The 14194-nt window shown below is 46.9% G+C and carries 11 protein-coding genes; 4 read left to right on the plus strand and 7 right to left on the minus strand.

What is annotated here, in order from left to right; translation table 11 throughout:
• The first annotated feature begins 162 nt into the window (after positions 1 to 162).
• Positions 163 to 612, plus strand: coding sequence for a photosystem II protein PsbQ (gene psbQ / locus IGQ44_06730; GenBank protein ID HIK37665.1), 450 nt, complete (start codon positions 163 to 165; stop codon positions 610 to 612).
• Between the two features lie 84 nt (positions 613 to 696).
• Here psbQ and IGQ44_06735 read toward each other — a convergent pair whose 3' ends face one another.
• Complete coding sequence (locus IGQ44_06735) at positions 697 to 2244, minus strand: pentapeptide repeat-containing protein (GenBank protein ID HIK37666.1); 1548 nt, start codon at positions 2242 to 2244, stop codon at positions 697 to 699.
• Positions 2245 to 2444: 200 nt separating this feature from the next.
• Between IGQ44_06735 and IGQ44_06740 the strand changes: the two genes are divergently transcribed.
• Positions 2445 to 3836 (plus strand): YvcK family protein, encoded by a 1392-nt coding sequence (locus IGQ44_06740; GenBank protein ID HIK37667.1) that lies wholly within the window; start codon positions 2445 to 2447, stop codon positions 3834 to 3836.
• A gap of 432 nt (positions 3837 to 4268) precedes the next feature.
• Here the strand turns inward: IGQ44_06740 and tsaE are convergent, their stop codons facing one another.
• From tsaE to IGQ44_06760, 4 genes are all read right to left on the minus strand, one after another.
• Complete coding sequence (tsaE, locus tag IGQ44_06745; GenBank protein HIK37668.1) at positions 4269 to 4700, minus strand: tRNA (adenosine(37)-N6)-threonylcarbamoyltransferase complex ATPase subunit type 1 TsaE; 432 nt, start codon at positions 4698 to 4700, stop codon at positions 4269 to 4271.
• 6 nt (positions 4701 to 4706) lie between these two features.
• Positions 4707 to 5888 carry an aspartate aminotransferase gene (locus IGQ44_06750; GenBank protein ID HIK37669.1) on the minus strand — a complete coding sequence of 394 codons (1182 nt, stop codon included), beginning with the start codon at positions 5886 to 5888 and terminating at the stop codon, positions 4707 to 4709.
• Between the two features lie 167 nt (positions 5889 to 6055).
• Complete coding sequence (locus IGQ44_06755; GenBank protein HIK37670.1) at positions 6056 to 7558, minus strand: pentapeptide repeat-containing protein; 1503 nt, start codon at positions 7556 to 7558, stop codon at positions 6056 to 6058.
• A 9-nt stretch (positions 7559 to 7567) separates the two neighbouring features.
• Positions 7568 to 9031: a glycoside hydrolase family 13 protein gene (locus tag IGQ44_06760; protein HIK37671.1), complete on the minus strand. Its 1464-nt coding sequence runs from the start codon at positions 9029 to 9031 to the stop codon at positions 7568 to 7570.
• A 104-nt stretch (positions 9032 to 9135) separates the two neighbouring features.
• On the opposite strand from IGQ44_06760, the gene IGQ44_06765 reads away from it, so the two are divergent.
• Both IGQ44_06765 and IGQ44_06770 read left to right on the plus strand, forming a co-directional pair.
• A complete protein-coding gene (locus IGQ44_06765; protein HIK37672.1) occupies positions 9136 to 9654 on the plus strand; it encodes a diheme cytochrome c family protein in 519 nt (172 codons plus the stop codon).
• A 52-nt stretch (positions 9655 to 9706) separates the two neighbouring features.
• Positions 9707 to 10552 (plus strand): calcium-binding protein, encoded by an 846-nt coding sequence (locus IGQ44_06770; GenBank protein ID HIK37673.1) that lies wholly within the window; start codon positions 9707 to 9709, stop codon positions 10550 to 10552.
• Positions 10553 to 10603: 51 nt separating this feature from the next.
• On the opposite strand, the gene IGQ44_06775 is transcribed toward IGQ44_06770, so the two are convergent.
• Both IGQ44_06775 and IGQ44_06780 read right to left on the minus strand, forming a co-directional pair.
• Positions 10604 to 12643 (minus strand): thioredoxin domain-containing protein, encoded by a 2040-nt coding sequence (locus IGQ44_06775; GenBank protein ID HIK37674.1) that lies wholly within the window; start codon positions 12641 to 12643, stop codon positions 10604 to 10606.
• Positions 12644 to 12704: 61 nt separating this feature from the next.
• The coding region (locus IGQ44_06780; protein ID HIK37675.1) for a CTP synthase at positions 12705 to 14194 on the minus strand (1490 nt) is incomplete at its 5' end.

The raw sequence follows: 14194 nt of genomic DNA on the forward strand, positions 1-14194 counted from the left end.
TAACAGGGCGTTGTGGCGACAAGAAAAAGGTCATAATCACAAGTCCGTATTGGTGGAGGAGGGCAAGGGTGAAATAAAGGGGAGACAGTTGACAGGAAAAGGGGGAAAGTCGACAATTATTGTTACAAACCATTGATTGGCAAAAATTATAAAGAGCATATGATGAGATTATTGCGTCCTATTTTCTGTCTCACACTAGTGTTAGTTACCACTATGTTGGTAAGTTGTAGTTCCCCCGCGAAGGCGAAAATTCCAACCAGTTATACCCCAGAGAGGATTGCCCAAATCCAGGAGTACCGCGAGCCAATTGTTAAGGCAAGAGAACAGATGAGCACCCTAGAAAAACTCATCCAAGAGGAAAACTGGATGGACGTGAGGACCTTTATACATGGGCCTTTAGGGGAATTGCGTCAAAATATGGCCATTACCTCCCGCAAATTGTTACCAAAAGACCAAAAGCCCGCCCAGGAAATTGCTAAGAGTCTATTTGTCCACTTTGAGAAACTGGACTTAGCCGCCAAGGAGCGCAATCTAGAAGTGGCCAAAAATGAATTCAGAGAGGCTATAAAGGACTTTGACGCTTATTTGCAAATAGTTCCCAGCAACGGTTGAAGACGGCAGTTGGGAAAAAAGCCTTTGAAGGGGGGCAAGGTAGGTGTAAAGGGGAAGAGAAAGAAAGGACAACTACTCCCATTACTACCACCATTTACGCCGGCCATCCGGTAGAATAGTACGCCAATTGATTTTTGCCGTCTTCAACTGTTCTTCATCCACCTTTGCCCCTTTTAAGTTGGCGCCGGAGAGGTTGGCATCCTTGAGGATTGCACTACTTAAATTAGCACCGCTCAAATCGGCATTTTGCAAGTCAGCATTTTTGAGATTGGCTTTGTACAATTCTGCCTTTCTCAAATCCGCTTCTCTGAGATTGGCCTGGGCTAGGTTAGCATTGTAGAAGTTAGTGCGATACAGATCAGCCCGTTGGAGGTTAACACCAATCAGTTTGCTTTGGGAAAAACTGGCACCGGCTAACTTAAACCCCTCCAGATCAAAGCCATTTAGCACTTGCTGACTAAAGTTTCGATCTCCCCTACGATAGGATTCCAGAATCATCTCAGGGGTGAGTTGTACTTTGGGTTGAGAAACGGGGAGGGGAGTGGGTTTAGGCCTGTTGGTGATGGGGTTAGTGGCGGCTTTGCCACCAGACTGGAGTCTTTCCCTTCTCCTTCTAATGGCTTCTGCCAAATTTTGAGAAGTGGCGAGGGTACTAGTGGCGTCTTCCTCCTCTGTACTAGTAATGGTTTCCTTAGCCATAGCTATGTTGACGATACTACCGGCCAATTCTTCCTCATAGGGCACTAACTCCAGGGCTTGCATTACCTCGTCGGCGGTGGCGAAGCGTTTGCGCACGTCCAATTCCAGCATCTTGTTGAGGACCCTGGCAAAGCCGCTACTTACGCGGGTATGTTCCTCCCATTTCAACTGGCCGGTGGCGCTATCACACAGGTCTTTGGGGGCTTTTCCCGTCAACAGATATACACAGGTAGCGGCCAATGCGTATAGATCACTGGAGTACACAGGTCGCATAGCGAGCTGTTCGGGGGGTGCGAAGCCCATGGTGCCGACAGAGATTTTGGTGAAGGCACTTTCAGGGTTTTGATTCATCAATTGGGTGTTAACCTGTTCTTTAACGGCCCCAAAGTCGATGAGATAGAGTTTATTGGTTTTCTTTTCTCGGAGAATATTGCCGGGTTTGATGTCTCTATGGATGACCTTTTGGGAGTGGATATATTTAAGTACTGGCAACATTTGACGGAGAAAGGTTTTGGCGCTGGCCTCGGTGTATACGCCCTCTTTTTTGACTTCCGCTTCCAGGTTTTTGCCCAGGATGAACTCTTGGATCAGGTAAAACTGCTGGTTTTCCTCGAAATAGTCCAACAGTTTTGGGATCTGTGGGTGTTCCAGTTTAGCGAGGGTTTTGGCTTCCCGATTGAACAATTCTAGAGCCGTACGGAAAGCTTCCGGGTTGGTGGTGGCGGGTTCTAACTGTTTGATAACACAATAGCTATTTTGTCGCCCCATATCCACGGCTAGATAGGTAGTCCCAAAACCGCCCTTCCCGATCTTTTTTATAGCCACATAGCGCTTATGGAGAATTAAATCCCAGCCACAACTGCGACACTTTCTGGTTTTGGTGTCGTTGATGGGATTTTCACAGTGGGGGTTTAGACAGTAGATGGTGCTCATTCACACTTTACTTTTTTTTCGGCTTTGGACTGATTCATCTCGGCTTGTACTTTTAGTTTATCCTAATTTCTTATCCATCGATTGAATTGTCTTTCCTGATTGGACAGACAGAGGTATTTTAATGGCCAAAGGGGAACTGGTATATAATTTGAGTGGATGAGCCCTAATGTAATTACTTAATAGGTCATTTATTTAGGTTCATGAACAGGAATTGGCGACAGGGTTACCGGCGGAGGTTGAACCACTTTTACAAATGGCTTTTCCCGGGCATTTCCGTCAAGCGTTGGCTATTTACTAGTTTTGTGGGGGTTTTAATGATTGCTTTAGGTTTGGCAATCTGGAGCAAATTGACCCCCGTTTATCGTTTTTTTAATTTCATTCTTGGCATTTTGGACAAAGTTACTAGTGTTTTCCCCAGTCATATTTCTGGCCCTTTGGTGGTGTTTGTGGGGATATTATTGTTAATTTTAGGACAAGCGCGTACGGTGGGTTCTATTACTGAAGTTTTAAAGCCAGACAAGGATGAATACTTAATTGATGTTTTGTGGGAATATCGTCGTTTAAATAGGGGTATTAAGATAGTGGCTATTGGTGGGGGCACTGGTTTATCTACCCTGTTGCGGGGTTTAAAGCATTATAGCTCTAACATTACAGCAATAGTTACGGTGGCTGATGATGGTGGCTCTTCGGGGCGGTTGAGACGGGAGATGGGTATTTTGCCTCCTGGTGACATTCGTAACTGTATGGCGGCCCTGGCAGATGAGGAGAAGCTGCTAACAGAGTTGTTTCAATATCGTTTCACTGCGGGGGAGGGTTTAAGTGGGCACAGTTTTGGCAACTTGTTTCTGACAGCCATGACTGAGATTGTGGGGGATTTAGAGAGTGCCATTGCCCAGAGTTCCAAGGTTTTGGCCATCCAGGGGCGTGTCTTGCCCGCTACTTTAAAAGATGTTACTCTTTGGGCTAAAATGGAGGATGGTAGGATTATCCATGGGGAGTCGAATATTCCTGAAGCCAGGGGGAAAATCGTGGAAATTGGTTGTAATCCCCCCAATCCTCCTGCCACTCCTGCTGTCATCAAGGCCATTGAGGAGGCTGATTATATTATCTTAGGTCCGGGTAGTCTCTACACTAGTATTATTCCCAATTTACTTGTGCCAGAGATTCGAGATGCCATTGCCCGTAGTCAGGCTCCCAGAATATATGTTTGTAATATAATGACCCAGCCTGGTGAGACGGATGGTTATACTGTGAGTGACCACATTAGGGCCATTGAGCGGGTTTGTGGTACTAAGATTTTTGATGCCGTGGTGGTTCAGGGTAGATCTCCCTCCCCTTCCGCCTTAAGGAAGTATGCTGAGGGAGGGGCTCATCCCGTTTATTTAGATCGAGAGGAGGTTTTGAAACTTGGTATAAGAATCATCAAGGCCCATGTCATGAGTGAAGATCCCGTTACTGGTTATATTCGTCACGATCCCCATCTTTTGGCCAAGGTCCTCTTTCGTTGGTATCATCATTCTGCCAGGGCTCATTTTTTCAAGCCTTTACTTTCTCCCATTGCTCGTCTTTTTTCCCGTTTCTTCTCCTCTTAGCTTTTTTCCTACTTTCTTTTTCTCATGTTTCTTCTTTTTCCCCTTGCTCTTTCGCGCGGCCTGTGCTACAATATCACCGGCGGCAGGCGAAGGTACTGCCAAGACACTCGTCCTGAATCCATTATATATAATAATTATTCTCAATTATTCCGTTAAATAATAAGCAGAAACGGGGTGATGGCGGTGCAATTGCGGTATTTAGCTGTTAAAATCCATAAGCCCTGATAGCGGTCGCCGCTGTTGGCTTCCTTCCTATTTTAATTGAATATTTTTACTATTAAAAATACGCGCTGCCCAGACGTTTTGGCGGTCTCAAAACCCGCCGTTTACCTATGGCCAGCCGCCGCGCCCCGGAGCGCCGGTGGCGGTGCTACCATAGCATTGTAGCATAAAAGAAGGGCGGATGGGGGCAATGTAAAGTTTTTTGAAGGGTTAAACACGAATAATGGAGGCCTTACGGGAGAAGTCGTGGAGGATTTGGAGGGTGACAAGATAGTAGTGAGGAGGGAGTTGGGGGAGGAGGTTGGCCCACTCGATGGCGGTGATGCCGGGAGGGACATCAATAGCTTGCCAGTAGTTTTCCAGGTGTAAAAGTTGAACTTGATCAGGGGTGAGACGGTACAAGTCGACATGGTAGAGGGGGATGCGGGCTTCGGGGTATTCGTTGATGAGGGTGAAGGTAGGACTGAGGATAGGTTCGGTGATACCCAGGGCCTGGCCCAACCCCTGGACGAGGGTAGTTTTGCCGGCGCCGAGATCTCCCTGGAGTAGGAGGACGGAATTGGGTGTAAGTTGAGATGCTAAGCGGCGACCAAGTTGTTTGGTGGCTTCTTCGTCGGGGAGAATGATGATTTCCGGTTCCATAGCATTCTAGTATCTAATACCAGCATTTTCCCACCGTTGGAGGACTTCTGCTAAACGGGGGCAATCGGCGATGAGACTTATACGCACATAGCCTTCACCTCCCTCACCAAAGGCATTGCCGGGGGTAACCACCACACCGGTTTTTTGTAGCACATGGAGGGCAAAATCCGTGGAGTTGGTGTGGCGGGGGACTGGCAGCCATAAATACATAGTAGCGCGAGGTGGTTTTAAATTCCAACCGAGTTTTTTGAGGCCTTGGATGAGAAATTCTCCCCTTTTCTTATATTTACTGCGTATTTCAGAGATATAGAGGTCGGGGAGTTGAAGGGCGGTTTGGGCGGCGACTTGGACGACGCTGAAGATGCCGTAGTCGAGGTTAGTTTTGAGGGTGCGCAATCCCTGGATGATGTCGCTGTTGCCCACGACGAAGCCAACGCGCCATCCAGCCATGTTATAGGTTTTGGAGAGGGTATGGAATTCGACACCAATATCTTTAGCCCCGGGAATTTGTAGTAGACTAGTGGGTTGGTAGCCGTCAAAGGCAATTTCGGCATAGGCCAAGTCGTGGACTAACATGACTTGGTAGTGTTTAGCCCAAGAGACGATTTCGGCAAACATTTCCCTTGGTGCGGTAGCGGTGGTGGGGTTATTGGGGTAGTTGAAGTAGAGGATTTTGGCCCGACGGGCCACCTCTTCGGGAATCTGACTAACATCAATCAACCAGTCATTAGTTGGGGTTAACTTAAGGGGATAAATACTAGCGCCGGCAATAGCAGGCCCGCGGTAGTGGACAGGGTAGGAGGGGGAAGGGACAATGACAGTATCACCGGGGTTGACGTAAGCGAGGGCTAGGTGGGACAGTCCCTCTTTAGAGCCTAACAGAGGTAGGATTTCGCTGTCGGGGTTAAGGTGCACCTGATAACGTCGTTGATACCATTGGCTAATGGCTTGACGGAAGTCAGCAGTGCCCTCGAAAGGGGGATAGCCGTGGTAGTGAGGGATGGACAGGGCTTCAATAGCAGCCTGAATTACGGGGGGTGGGGCCATACCATCGGGGTTACCCATACCCAGATCGATCAAATCGATGCCTTGTTCTCTAGCCTTAGCCTTTAACTCATCCAAACGGGCAAAAACGTAGGGAGGTAGGGAGCTCAAACGCTCAGCACGACGAATCCAACTGTTGGTCATACTTGTAGGCGTGATAACAAAAAAATGAGGGGGCTTCCCCTTTGTGGCTTATTATATTATTGCAGACATGGACTGTTTTGAAATTGGGGGATAGAGGGGAGATGGCAATGGGCTTGTGGGAGGGGAGAAGGAGTTGTGGGGGGCCCTGCTTTTGTTTGTTTAATTGTTTAAGGGGTATTTGGGTTGAACCCCTGTGGGAGGATGGCGTTTTCCAGTTTAGCGCCGTAGAAGGTGGCAGCCCGCCAATTAGTCCCTCTTAGGTCGGCATAGGACAAATCGGCCATGTCCAAGCGGGTGCTTATCAGGTGGGCATCGCTAAAACTGGCTCTTCCGGCATAAACACCTGTCATGTCGGCGCAAGTGAAATCACAGTTATTACAATCGGCTCCCTGAAGGCCAGCCCTCCTTAAATTGGCCAACCTAAAACTAGCACGCTCTAATCTAGCCCCGCCAAGGGAGGCTTCCACCAAATCAGCCCCAGCCAAGTCGGCACCTCTTAAATCCGCACGCACCAAACGCGCCTCCCTCAGATTGGCGCCGGCGAGGGAAGCCCCCCTTAAATCTGCACCCTCTAAATTTGCACCTTCCAGATTGGCCTTATCTAGGGAAGCCCCCCTTAAATCTGCACCCTTCAAATACGCCCTCTCCAGATTGGCGCCGGCGAGGGAGGCCCCTATTAGTTTTGCCTCCTCCAGTTGCACCCATCTCAAGTCTTTTCCATCCAAATTGACATCCACTAGAAAGGCACGAAAGCCCAAAGCACAGTATATTTGGTAACGGGTAAAACCTTCTGGCCATAGGGTACGTTTATCATAACGAGCCAGGCTCAATTTAACCCTACTTAAAGAGGCACCGGTCAAATTGGCCCCCTCTAGATTGGCCTCCCTCAAATCTGCATCGGTTAGATTAGTATTTATCAGAAGAGCCTCTCTTAGGTCACACCGGCGCAAATCAAACCCAGCCAGGTAAGTGTTTTTCAGGTCAACTCTCCGTAGAATAGCCTCCCTTAGGTCAACATTGGTCAAATTAGCATCTTTTAAGGAAACCCCCGCTAAATTAGCCTTTCTCAGAGAAGCCCTCGTCAAATTAGCATTTTTTAGACGAGTGCTCCTACTTGATAAATCAGCCTCTTCTAGACAAGCACCAGTCAGGTTGGCGTTAGTGAAATCAACACCCTCCAAATATGCTCCCATCAGATTAGCGTTTTCCAGGTTGGCCCCCTGCAGGTTAGCCCAACCCAGGTTCACCCCCTTGAGGATTACCCCTTTTAGGTTGAGATTCTCCAGTGAGGCTTCGCACAAGCGGGGTTTTTCTTGGGGGGAGGTTTTTTCTGTGAATAGTTTATTCCAAAGGTCAACCCTTTCGGCCTTTAAAACAGAAGCGGGTTTGTTTCGGAAGACGGCTAACAGGAAGGCATCGGGGGGTGAGAAGTCTTTGAGGAGACGGCAGAGGTTATCATCAGGGATGAGGGTAACAAAAGAGGAATTGTTTTCTACTAACTGAAAAATTATAGGGACAGGGGTATTAGGGTTGGCCACGACGGCCTTTTTTACAGCCTCATCAGGGTGGGTCGCCAACTGTGCCAGTCTTTCCGGAGTAGTTTCGGGAAGGGATGCCTCTTCAAGGGGGTTAAGGGCTTCTTCAGTTATGGTAGCACCTTTGGGCAGCACTTATTTCACTTATTTTAGTATCATACCACTACGGGGAGGCACATGTAATATGATGTGGTCTTGTCCTTCTTTTTGTTCGTAGTTGAAGCTGCCATGGCCCCAGATTTTCTCTTTGATTTTAACGGGGAAGTCGTATGTTCTCAGGGGCACATGATGGGAGTGTTCGTCTATGTTAACCACCACCACTAAAGTCTCTTCTTTATAGCTACGACTGAAAACATAAATGTTGTCATCAGCGTAGATGGGATCGTATATACCTCGTCGTAAAGAAATGTACTGGTGTCGAAGTCTAATTAGTTCCTTATGATGCTCCAAAAGATGGGTATTCCAATCCTGTGGTGCGGGGAAAGTACGACGGCAATCTGGGTCTAGACCCCCTTGTAATCCTACCTCATCGCCGTAGTAGATACAGGGAGCGCCGGGGAAGGTAAACATGAGGAGGGTGGCCAATTCTACAGTCTTAATGTCACCACCGGCAATGGTGAGGATTCTGGCGGTGTCGTGACTGCCCAACAAATTAAGTTGAGTGAGAGTGATTTCCCAAGGGTAACGGTTGACGAGACTGTGCATGCGTTGGGCATATTGAAGAGGACTAAGGGGGGGATAGGGGTAATAGGGGGGTATTTCCACATATTCTCGCACAATGCGATGGCCGCCGGCAAAGGCAAGGGTAGCTTCAGTAAACTGATAGTTCATCACACCGTCAAACTGGGTACCATCTAGCCATTTTTCAGCGGGTTTCCAGATTTCGCCGACAAGATAGGCTTCAGGGTTAATATTTTTGACTCTGGTGCGGAATTCTTGCCAAAAACCCTCCACTTTGATTTGATCTGGCACATCCAAACGCCACCCGTCAATGCCCTGGCGTATCCAATATTCAGCTACCTGCATGATGTATTCTCGCACCTGGGGATTCTGGTGGTTTAATTGGGGCAGGGCGCGATTTCCCATCCAACTGGCATAATTAGCGGGGAGAGTGCCATCATAGGCGTTAATGGGCCAACTTTCAATTTTAAACCAGTCTAACCAGGCAGAAAAAGGGCCATTTTCCAAGATGTCATTGAAGAAGAAGAAACCCCTGCCCACGTGGTTAAAGACGCCATCCAGTATTACTCTTATTCCACGCTCATGTGCTCGCTTAAGGAATTCTGCAAAGGCCACATTACCCCCCAGAAGGGGGTCTACTTGGTAGTAGTCATGGGTGTGGTAGCGGTGATTACAGGTTGACTGAAAGATGGGGGTGAAATAGATAGCGTTGATGCCCAAGTCTTGTAGATAGTCGAGTTTTTCGATAATCCCCCAAAAATTACCCCCTTTGTAACCCTGAGAGGTAGGTTTTTCGTCCCAGGGTTCTAAATTGGTAGAATGCCAGTAGTTAGGATGGTGGTGGGGGGGTTGTGATTTAGCGAAACGATCTGGGAAAATTTGATAGAAAACTGCATCTTTAACCCACTCTGGTGTTTGGACAGTCATTGTCATTGGCCTAGTCTCCCTTTTTGCCCATTTATTTTCCAAGTTACATTTGCCGGCCAGCAATGACTTAAAATCGATAGGTTTCTTCACACATGGGGTTGTTTATGGCAATTTTTGGTTTTAAGAAAAGGAAAGTCAAAACCATTATCTTGGGGGTAGTGGTGATGTTGAGTATCCTAATGGGGGGTGTTACAGCGGAAAATTTAAAAGGTATGAATAGCCAGTGGCAGGGAGGTAGTCAACACAAGTCAGTAGATAAAACCAGTGAGAATTTCAAGACGGGGGAGAGTTTATATTTACAAACCTGTGGTAGCTGTCATATTGCCATACCCCCAGCAGTCTTACCCACGGAGACGTGGAAAACCATTTTAGAGAATCCCAACAACCATTATGGTACAAAAGTAGTGGGCATGAATCGTCTCACCCAGCTGTTGATGTGGCAGTATTTACTGCACTACTCTCGCGGTTTATTGAAAGACGAGCCCGAGCCCAAATTTATTGCCCAATCCCGATACTTTTTTGCCTTACATCCCCAGGTAGAATTTACCAAGCCCATTACCCACAGTGGTTGTATAGAGTGTCATCCTAGGGCGAAGGAGTACTATTATAGGGTGGAAGACTAGCATCCCCAGAAAGAAAATTAAACAGATGTAGTACTAAATTGGCGGTGTGTTTATGAAGCTCTTATTTGCCATACCACACTTCTATAATCCCGAGGGCGGTGGGAGACATGGATCTCTAAGAAAGAACCCTCGTCCACGTATTACAGCGCTGACTCAGTGCATTTATAACTTGAGATATTTGTATGACAGTTTTCCCTGTTGGATAAACCATGCCAGGGGGGTGGCAAGTCCTGCCGAGGGACAGGGGTATAAGGTTGATATAATCATATGTACCACAGGTAACTTTCATCTCCTTTCCCAAATTCCTCTTCCTTCTAGTTTTTTTGAGCACTGTCCCACGCAGGCGGAACCAAAATTGCTAGGATTTGAATGTCATCGTGTGTTGAAGGAAAACTTGGGAAGGTACGATTACTATTGTTATCTAGAAGACGATTTAATTTTGCATGACCCATGGTTTTTCATAAAACTAAACTGGTTTACATCCCAGGCTGGCAATGGCAGTGTGTTACAACCTAATCGTTATGAACATGCCATAAAGGGAGATAGGGTTTGGAAGTGCTATGTGGATGGGGAGCTTCGTCCTGATATTACGGCCCGCTTTCAAGACATTCAACAGGAATATGAATTAGCAGGGACGATAATGGGGGAAAAAATCTCATTGCGACGGACATTAAACCCCCATTCTGGTTGTTTTTTCCTTAATGCTGAACAGATGGAGCACTGGAGTAGTATGCCTTATTTTTTGGATAGAGATTGTAGTTTTATAGGGCCCTTGGAAAGTGCCGCCACTCTGGGTATCATGAAGACATTTAGGGTTTATAAGCCAGCACCACCGTATACCAGTTTTCTGGAAATTCAACACTTTGGTAATGGTTATCTAAGTCTAATACCCCATTAGGCAAAACACAGCTAAAAAGGAGAAAAAGGGGATTAAGAGGTGAGGGGGGCATTAGGAATTAGTAATTTGTGCTTTGAGTTGGGAGATATCTGTGGCGGGGGGAAGACATTGCATCCCCTTGCAGACAAAACCAACACTATCAGGAGGTAATTGGGAGTCAATGATGAGGGTAGTGGCGGGGTAGTACTGACGGATTAATTCGTTGTACACTTCTGGGGTAGTTCTAACAATGGTGGGTTTTAGATACCAGTGTAGGGCACTAAAAAGAGTGGGACAACTGGTACTATATTGTTTCATCACACCACTGAATTTGTTTAGAATTTTTTCTGCTCTTTCGAGGTAATTTGGCATTTCGGTAAGGGTATATAAACGGAGTAAATTGATGGCGGCTATACCGTTGGGAGAGGGGATAGCACTATCGGCATAACTCTTTTCTACCACCATTAAATCCTTACAGTCATCGTAGGCATTGTTGTTATAAATGTCCTCCCCTGGAGCCGTAAAATAGTGGTCGAATTCTATTTGAATTTCTATGGCTCTTTCTAGGTAATAATCGGCTTTTTGTGGGCAATTTTGAGCTAAATCTAGTAGGGCCTTAATCAGGAAGCTGTAGTCTTCACTTTGGGCTAGTAAAGTGGCCTCTCCCCCGTAGTTAAGACGGTGTAAACGTCCTGAGGGCCACTGGTTATTGAGAATAAAGGTGATTGCCTTTTCGGCCACCTGTAGATATTCTTCATCCTGGAAAACCCCGTAGGCTCTTGCCAAGCCGGAAACCATGAGACTATTCCAACTAACAATCATTTTAGGATCAGTTACGGGGGGTACACGGCCCAACCAAGAGCGATTTTTGACTTCCTCATTGCTGTGGGGGCAAAAGACTCTACTTAAGTCCTTTCTGGAGGTGCCGTAGCGGGCAAAAAACAACTTATCTAGGGCCTGTTCTACCAGTTCATCTATTTCCTCATCCTCTCTTTTCTGTAAGACATTTTTTCCCTCAAAGTTGCCGTTTTTTGTAATAATAAATGCGCGGGAGAGTGCGGCTAATTCTTCATCAGACAAAATCTGTTTTAACTCATCATAACTCCAAACATAAAAACTCCCCTCTTCTGGTTCATCATCGTCAGGATGAGTGAAACTGTCGGCGTCTTGAGAGGCATAAAAATAACCCTCTGAAGCAGTCATTTCCCGTTTAAGCCAATGGAGGATGCCCTGACAGGCCCTTTCAATTTGGGGGTTTTGGATGCCCATTGCCCATAGGTTAGCCAGAAATTCCAGGATTAGACCGTTATCATAGAGCATTTTTTCAAAGTGGGGGACAGTCCAGGTAGAATCGACGGTGTAACGGTGAAAACCCCCCCCAACATGGTCATAAATGCCCCCATTGACTAAATCAAGGCCTCTTCTAACAACTGCAGCCAGGTATTCATGGTCTCGAACAGCGGCCTCTAAAATGAGATTAACATGGGGTATCATAGGGAAGCGCGGGGTTCCATAGTCGTCCCGGTGGATTACCTTATAGTTTTTCGCGATTCCCTCTTGTAACAAATTTTGGTTTAGAGATATTGCTTCTCCTGGGGACGGGATGTAAACATTTGTTAAAAGGCCATTGACAATGTGGCTTTTGAAGGCATTGAGTTTATCCTTTTGATTGTGGTAATAGTCATGGACAGCCTGGAGGATTTGCAAAAAGCCGGGAAGGCCATAGCGGGGTTCGATGGGGAAATAGGTGCCACCATAGAAGGGAACTAAATCATCCGGGGTGAGGAAGATATTGAGAGGCCATCCTCCCTGTCCTGTCATCATCTGTAGTGCGGTCATGTATATGCTATCTAGGTCGGGGCGTTCTTCCCGGTCCACTTTAATACAGATAAAATGTTCATTGAGGTAGGAGGCGATGGTGGCATCAGAGAAGGCCTCTTTTTCCATAACGGTACACCAGTGACAGCTGGAGTAGCCGATGGATAGGAAGATAGGTTTATCTTCTTGTTTAGCGCGGGTTAAAGCCTCTTCACCCCAGGGGTACCAGTTGACGGGGTTGTAGGCGTGTTTTCGCAGATAGAGACTGTTGCAGTGGAGAAGTCGATTAGGCATAGAGGGAGGTGTTTGTTGAGATTTTCTCCGTTCATTGTACACCGTGAAAAGGAAAGTGGCTTTAGTTTCCTGCTAAACAGGCTTTGACAAAACCGAGGAAGAGGGGATGTGGTTGATTGGGGCGGGATTTGAATTCCGGGTGGAATTGGGTGGCAATGAAGAAAGGATGAGAGGGCAATTCTATAATTTCCACCAGTCTACCATCGAGGGAGGTGCCACTGATTTGGTAACCGCTTTCCAGAAAGAGATTACGATAGGCATTGTTGAACTCGTAGCGGTGGCGGTGACGTTCATAAATCACCTCTTTTTGGTAGAGGGTATGGGCGAGGGTGTTGGGCTTGAGGATACAGGGATACACCCCTAGACGCATGGTTCCACCCAAGTCTACCACATCTCGTTGTTCTGGTAACAGGTCGATGACGGGGTGGGGGGTAGAGGGTTCAAATTCTGCACTGTTGGCCTTTTCCAGTCTAGCCACATTTCTGGCCCATTCAATAACACTACATTGCATGCCCAAACACAAACCTAAAAAGGGGATCTTGTTTTCTCTAGCATACTGAATGGCTCTAATTTTCCCGTCTACGCCTCTTTGTCCAAAGCCCCCGGGCACTATAATGCCATTGACATTAGTAAGATGTTTTTCTGGGGATTCCGACTCGATTTTTTCCGCATCCACCCATACCAATTCCACGTTTGTTTCTACTTCTATCCCCGCGTGGGTGAGGGCTTCTACTACTGATAGGTAGGCATCACTGAGTTGGATATATTTGCCGACGATGGCCACACGGATGTGGTGTTGGGGAGATTTCATCTTAGCCACCAATTCCTCCCATTTTTGCAAATCGGGGGTGCGGTTTTCCAAGTTAAGACGGCCTAAAACCTGTTGAGCGAAACCCTCCTTTTCCAGAAGCAATGGCACTTCATAGATGCTACTGGCATCTGGGGAAGTAATAACAGCATCACTGTCTACGTCGCAGAATTCAGCAATTTTGTCTTTAATGTGTTGGGGGATGCTGCGGTGACAACGACAGACGAGAATATCAGGTTGGATGCCCAAAGAGCGTAATTCCTTGACAGAATGTTGGGTTGGCTTAGTTTTCAACTCTCCGGCGGCGGGAATCCAGGGTATGAGGGTAACATGGGTGTACACCACATTTTCCCGACCCACGTCTTTACGGAATTGACGGATTGCCTCTAAAAAGGGTAAAGACTCAATGTCTCCCACTGTACCCCCTATTTCTGTGATCACCACATCCGGATTGGTATTTTGTGCCACTCTATGAATTCTTTCTTTTATTTCATTTGTAATATGAGGTATTACCTGCACAGTGGCGCCCTGGTAAACGCCTTTTCTCTCCTTGTTGATGACGGCCTGATAGATAGAGCCAGTGGTTACACTGTTTAATTTAGAGATGGAGGTATCAGTGAAACGCTCGTAGTGTCCTAAATCCAAATCGGTTTCGCCGCCGTCTTCAGTGACAAACACCTCGCCATGTTGGTAGGGGCTCATGGTGCCCGGGTCTACGTTAATATAGGGATCCAGTTTTATGA

Source organism: Geminocystis sp. M7585_C2015_104 (genome assembly GCA_015295805.1).
Taxonomy (GTDB): Bacteria; Cyanobacteriota; Cyanobacteriia; order Cyanobacteriales; family Cyanobacteriaceae; genus DVEF01.

What these genes read in the sequence shown, in the direction of transcription:
- psbQ (HIK37665.1), top strand. Translation starts at nt 163, where the DNA reads ATGAGATTATTGCGTCCTATTTTCTGTCTCACACTAGTGTTAGTTACC.
- IGQ44_06735 (HIK37666.1), bottom strand. Translation starts at nt 2,244, where the DNA reads ATGAGCACCATCTACTGTCTAAACCCCCACTGTGAAAATCCCATCAAC.
- IGQ44_06740 (HIK37667.1), top strand. Translation starts at nt 2,445, where the DNA reads ATGAACAGGAATTGGCGACAGGGTTACCGGCGGAGGTTGAACCACTTT.
- tsaE (HIK37668.1), bottom strand. Translation starts at nt 4,700, where the DNA reads ATGGAACCGGAAATCATCATTCTCCCCGACGAAGAAGCCACCAAACAA.
- IGQ44_06750 (HIK37669.1), bottom strand. Translation starts at nt 5,888, where the DNA reads ATGACCAACAGTTGGATTCGTCGTGCTGAGCGTTTGAGCTCCCTACCT.
- IGQ44_06760 (HIK37671.1), bottom strand. Translation starts at nt 9,031, where the DNA reads ATGACTGTCCAAACACCAGAGTGGGTTAAAGATGCAGTTTTCTATCAA.
- IGQ44_06765 (HIK37672.1), top strand. Translation starts at nt 9,136, where the DNA reads ATGGCAATTTTTGGTTTTAAGAAAAGGAAAGTCAAAACCATTATCTTG.
- IGQ44_06770 (HIK37673.1), top strand. Translation starts at nt 9,707, where the DNA reads ATGAAGCTCTTATTTGCCATACCACACTTCTATAATCCCGAGGGCGGT.
- IGQ44_06775 (HIK37674.1), bottom strand. Translation starts at nt 12,643, where the DNA reads ATGCCTAATCGACTTCTCCACTGCAACAGTCTCTATCTGCGAAAACAC.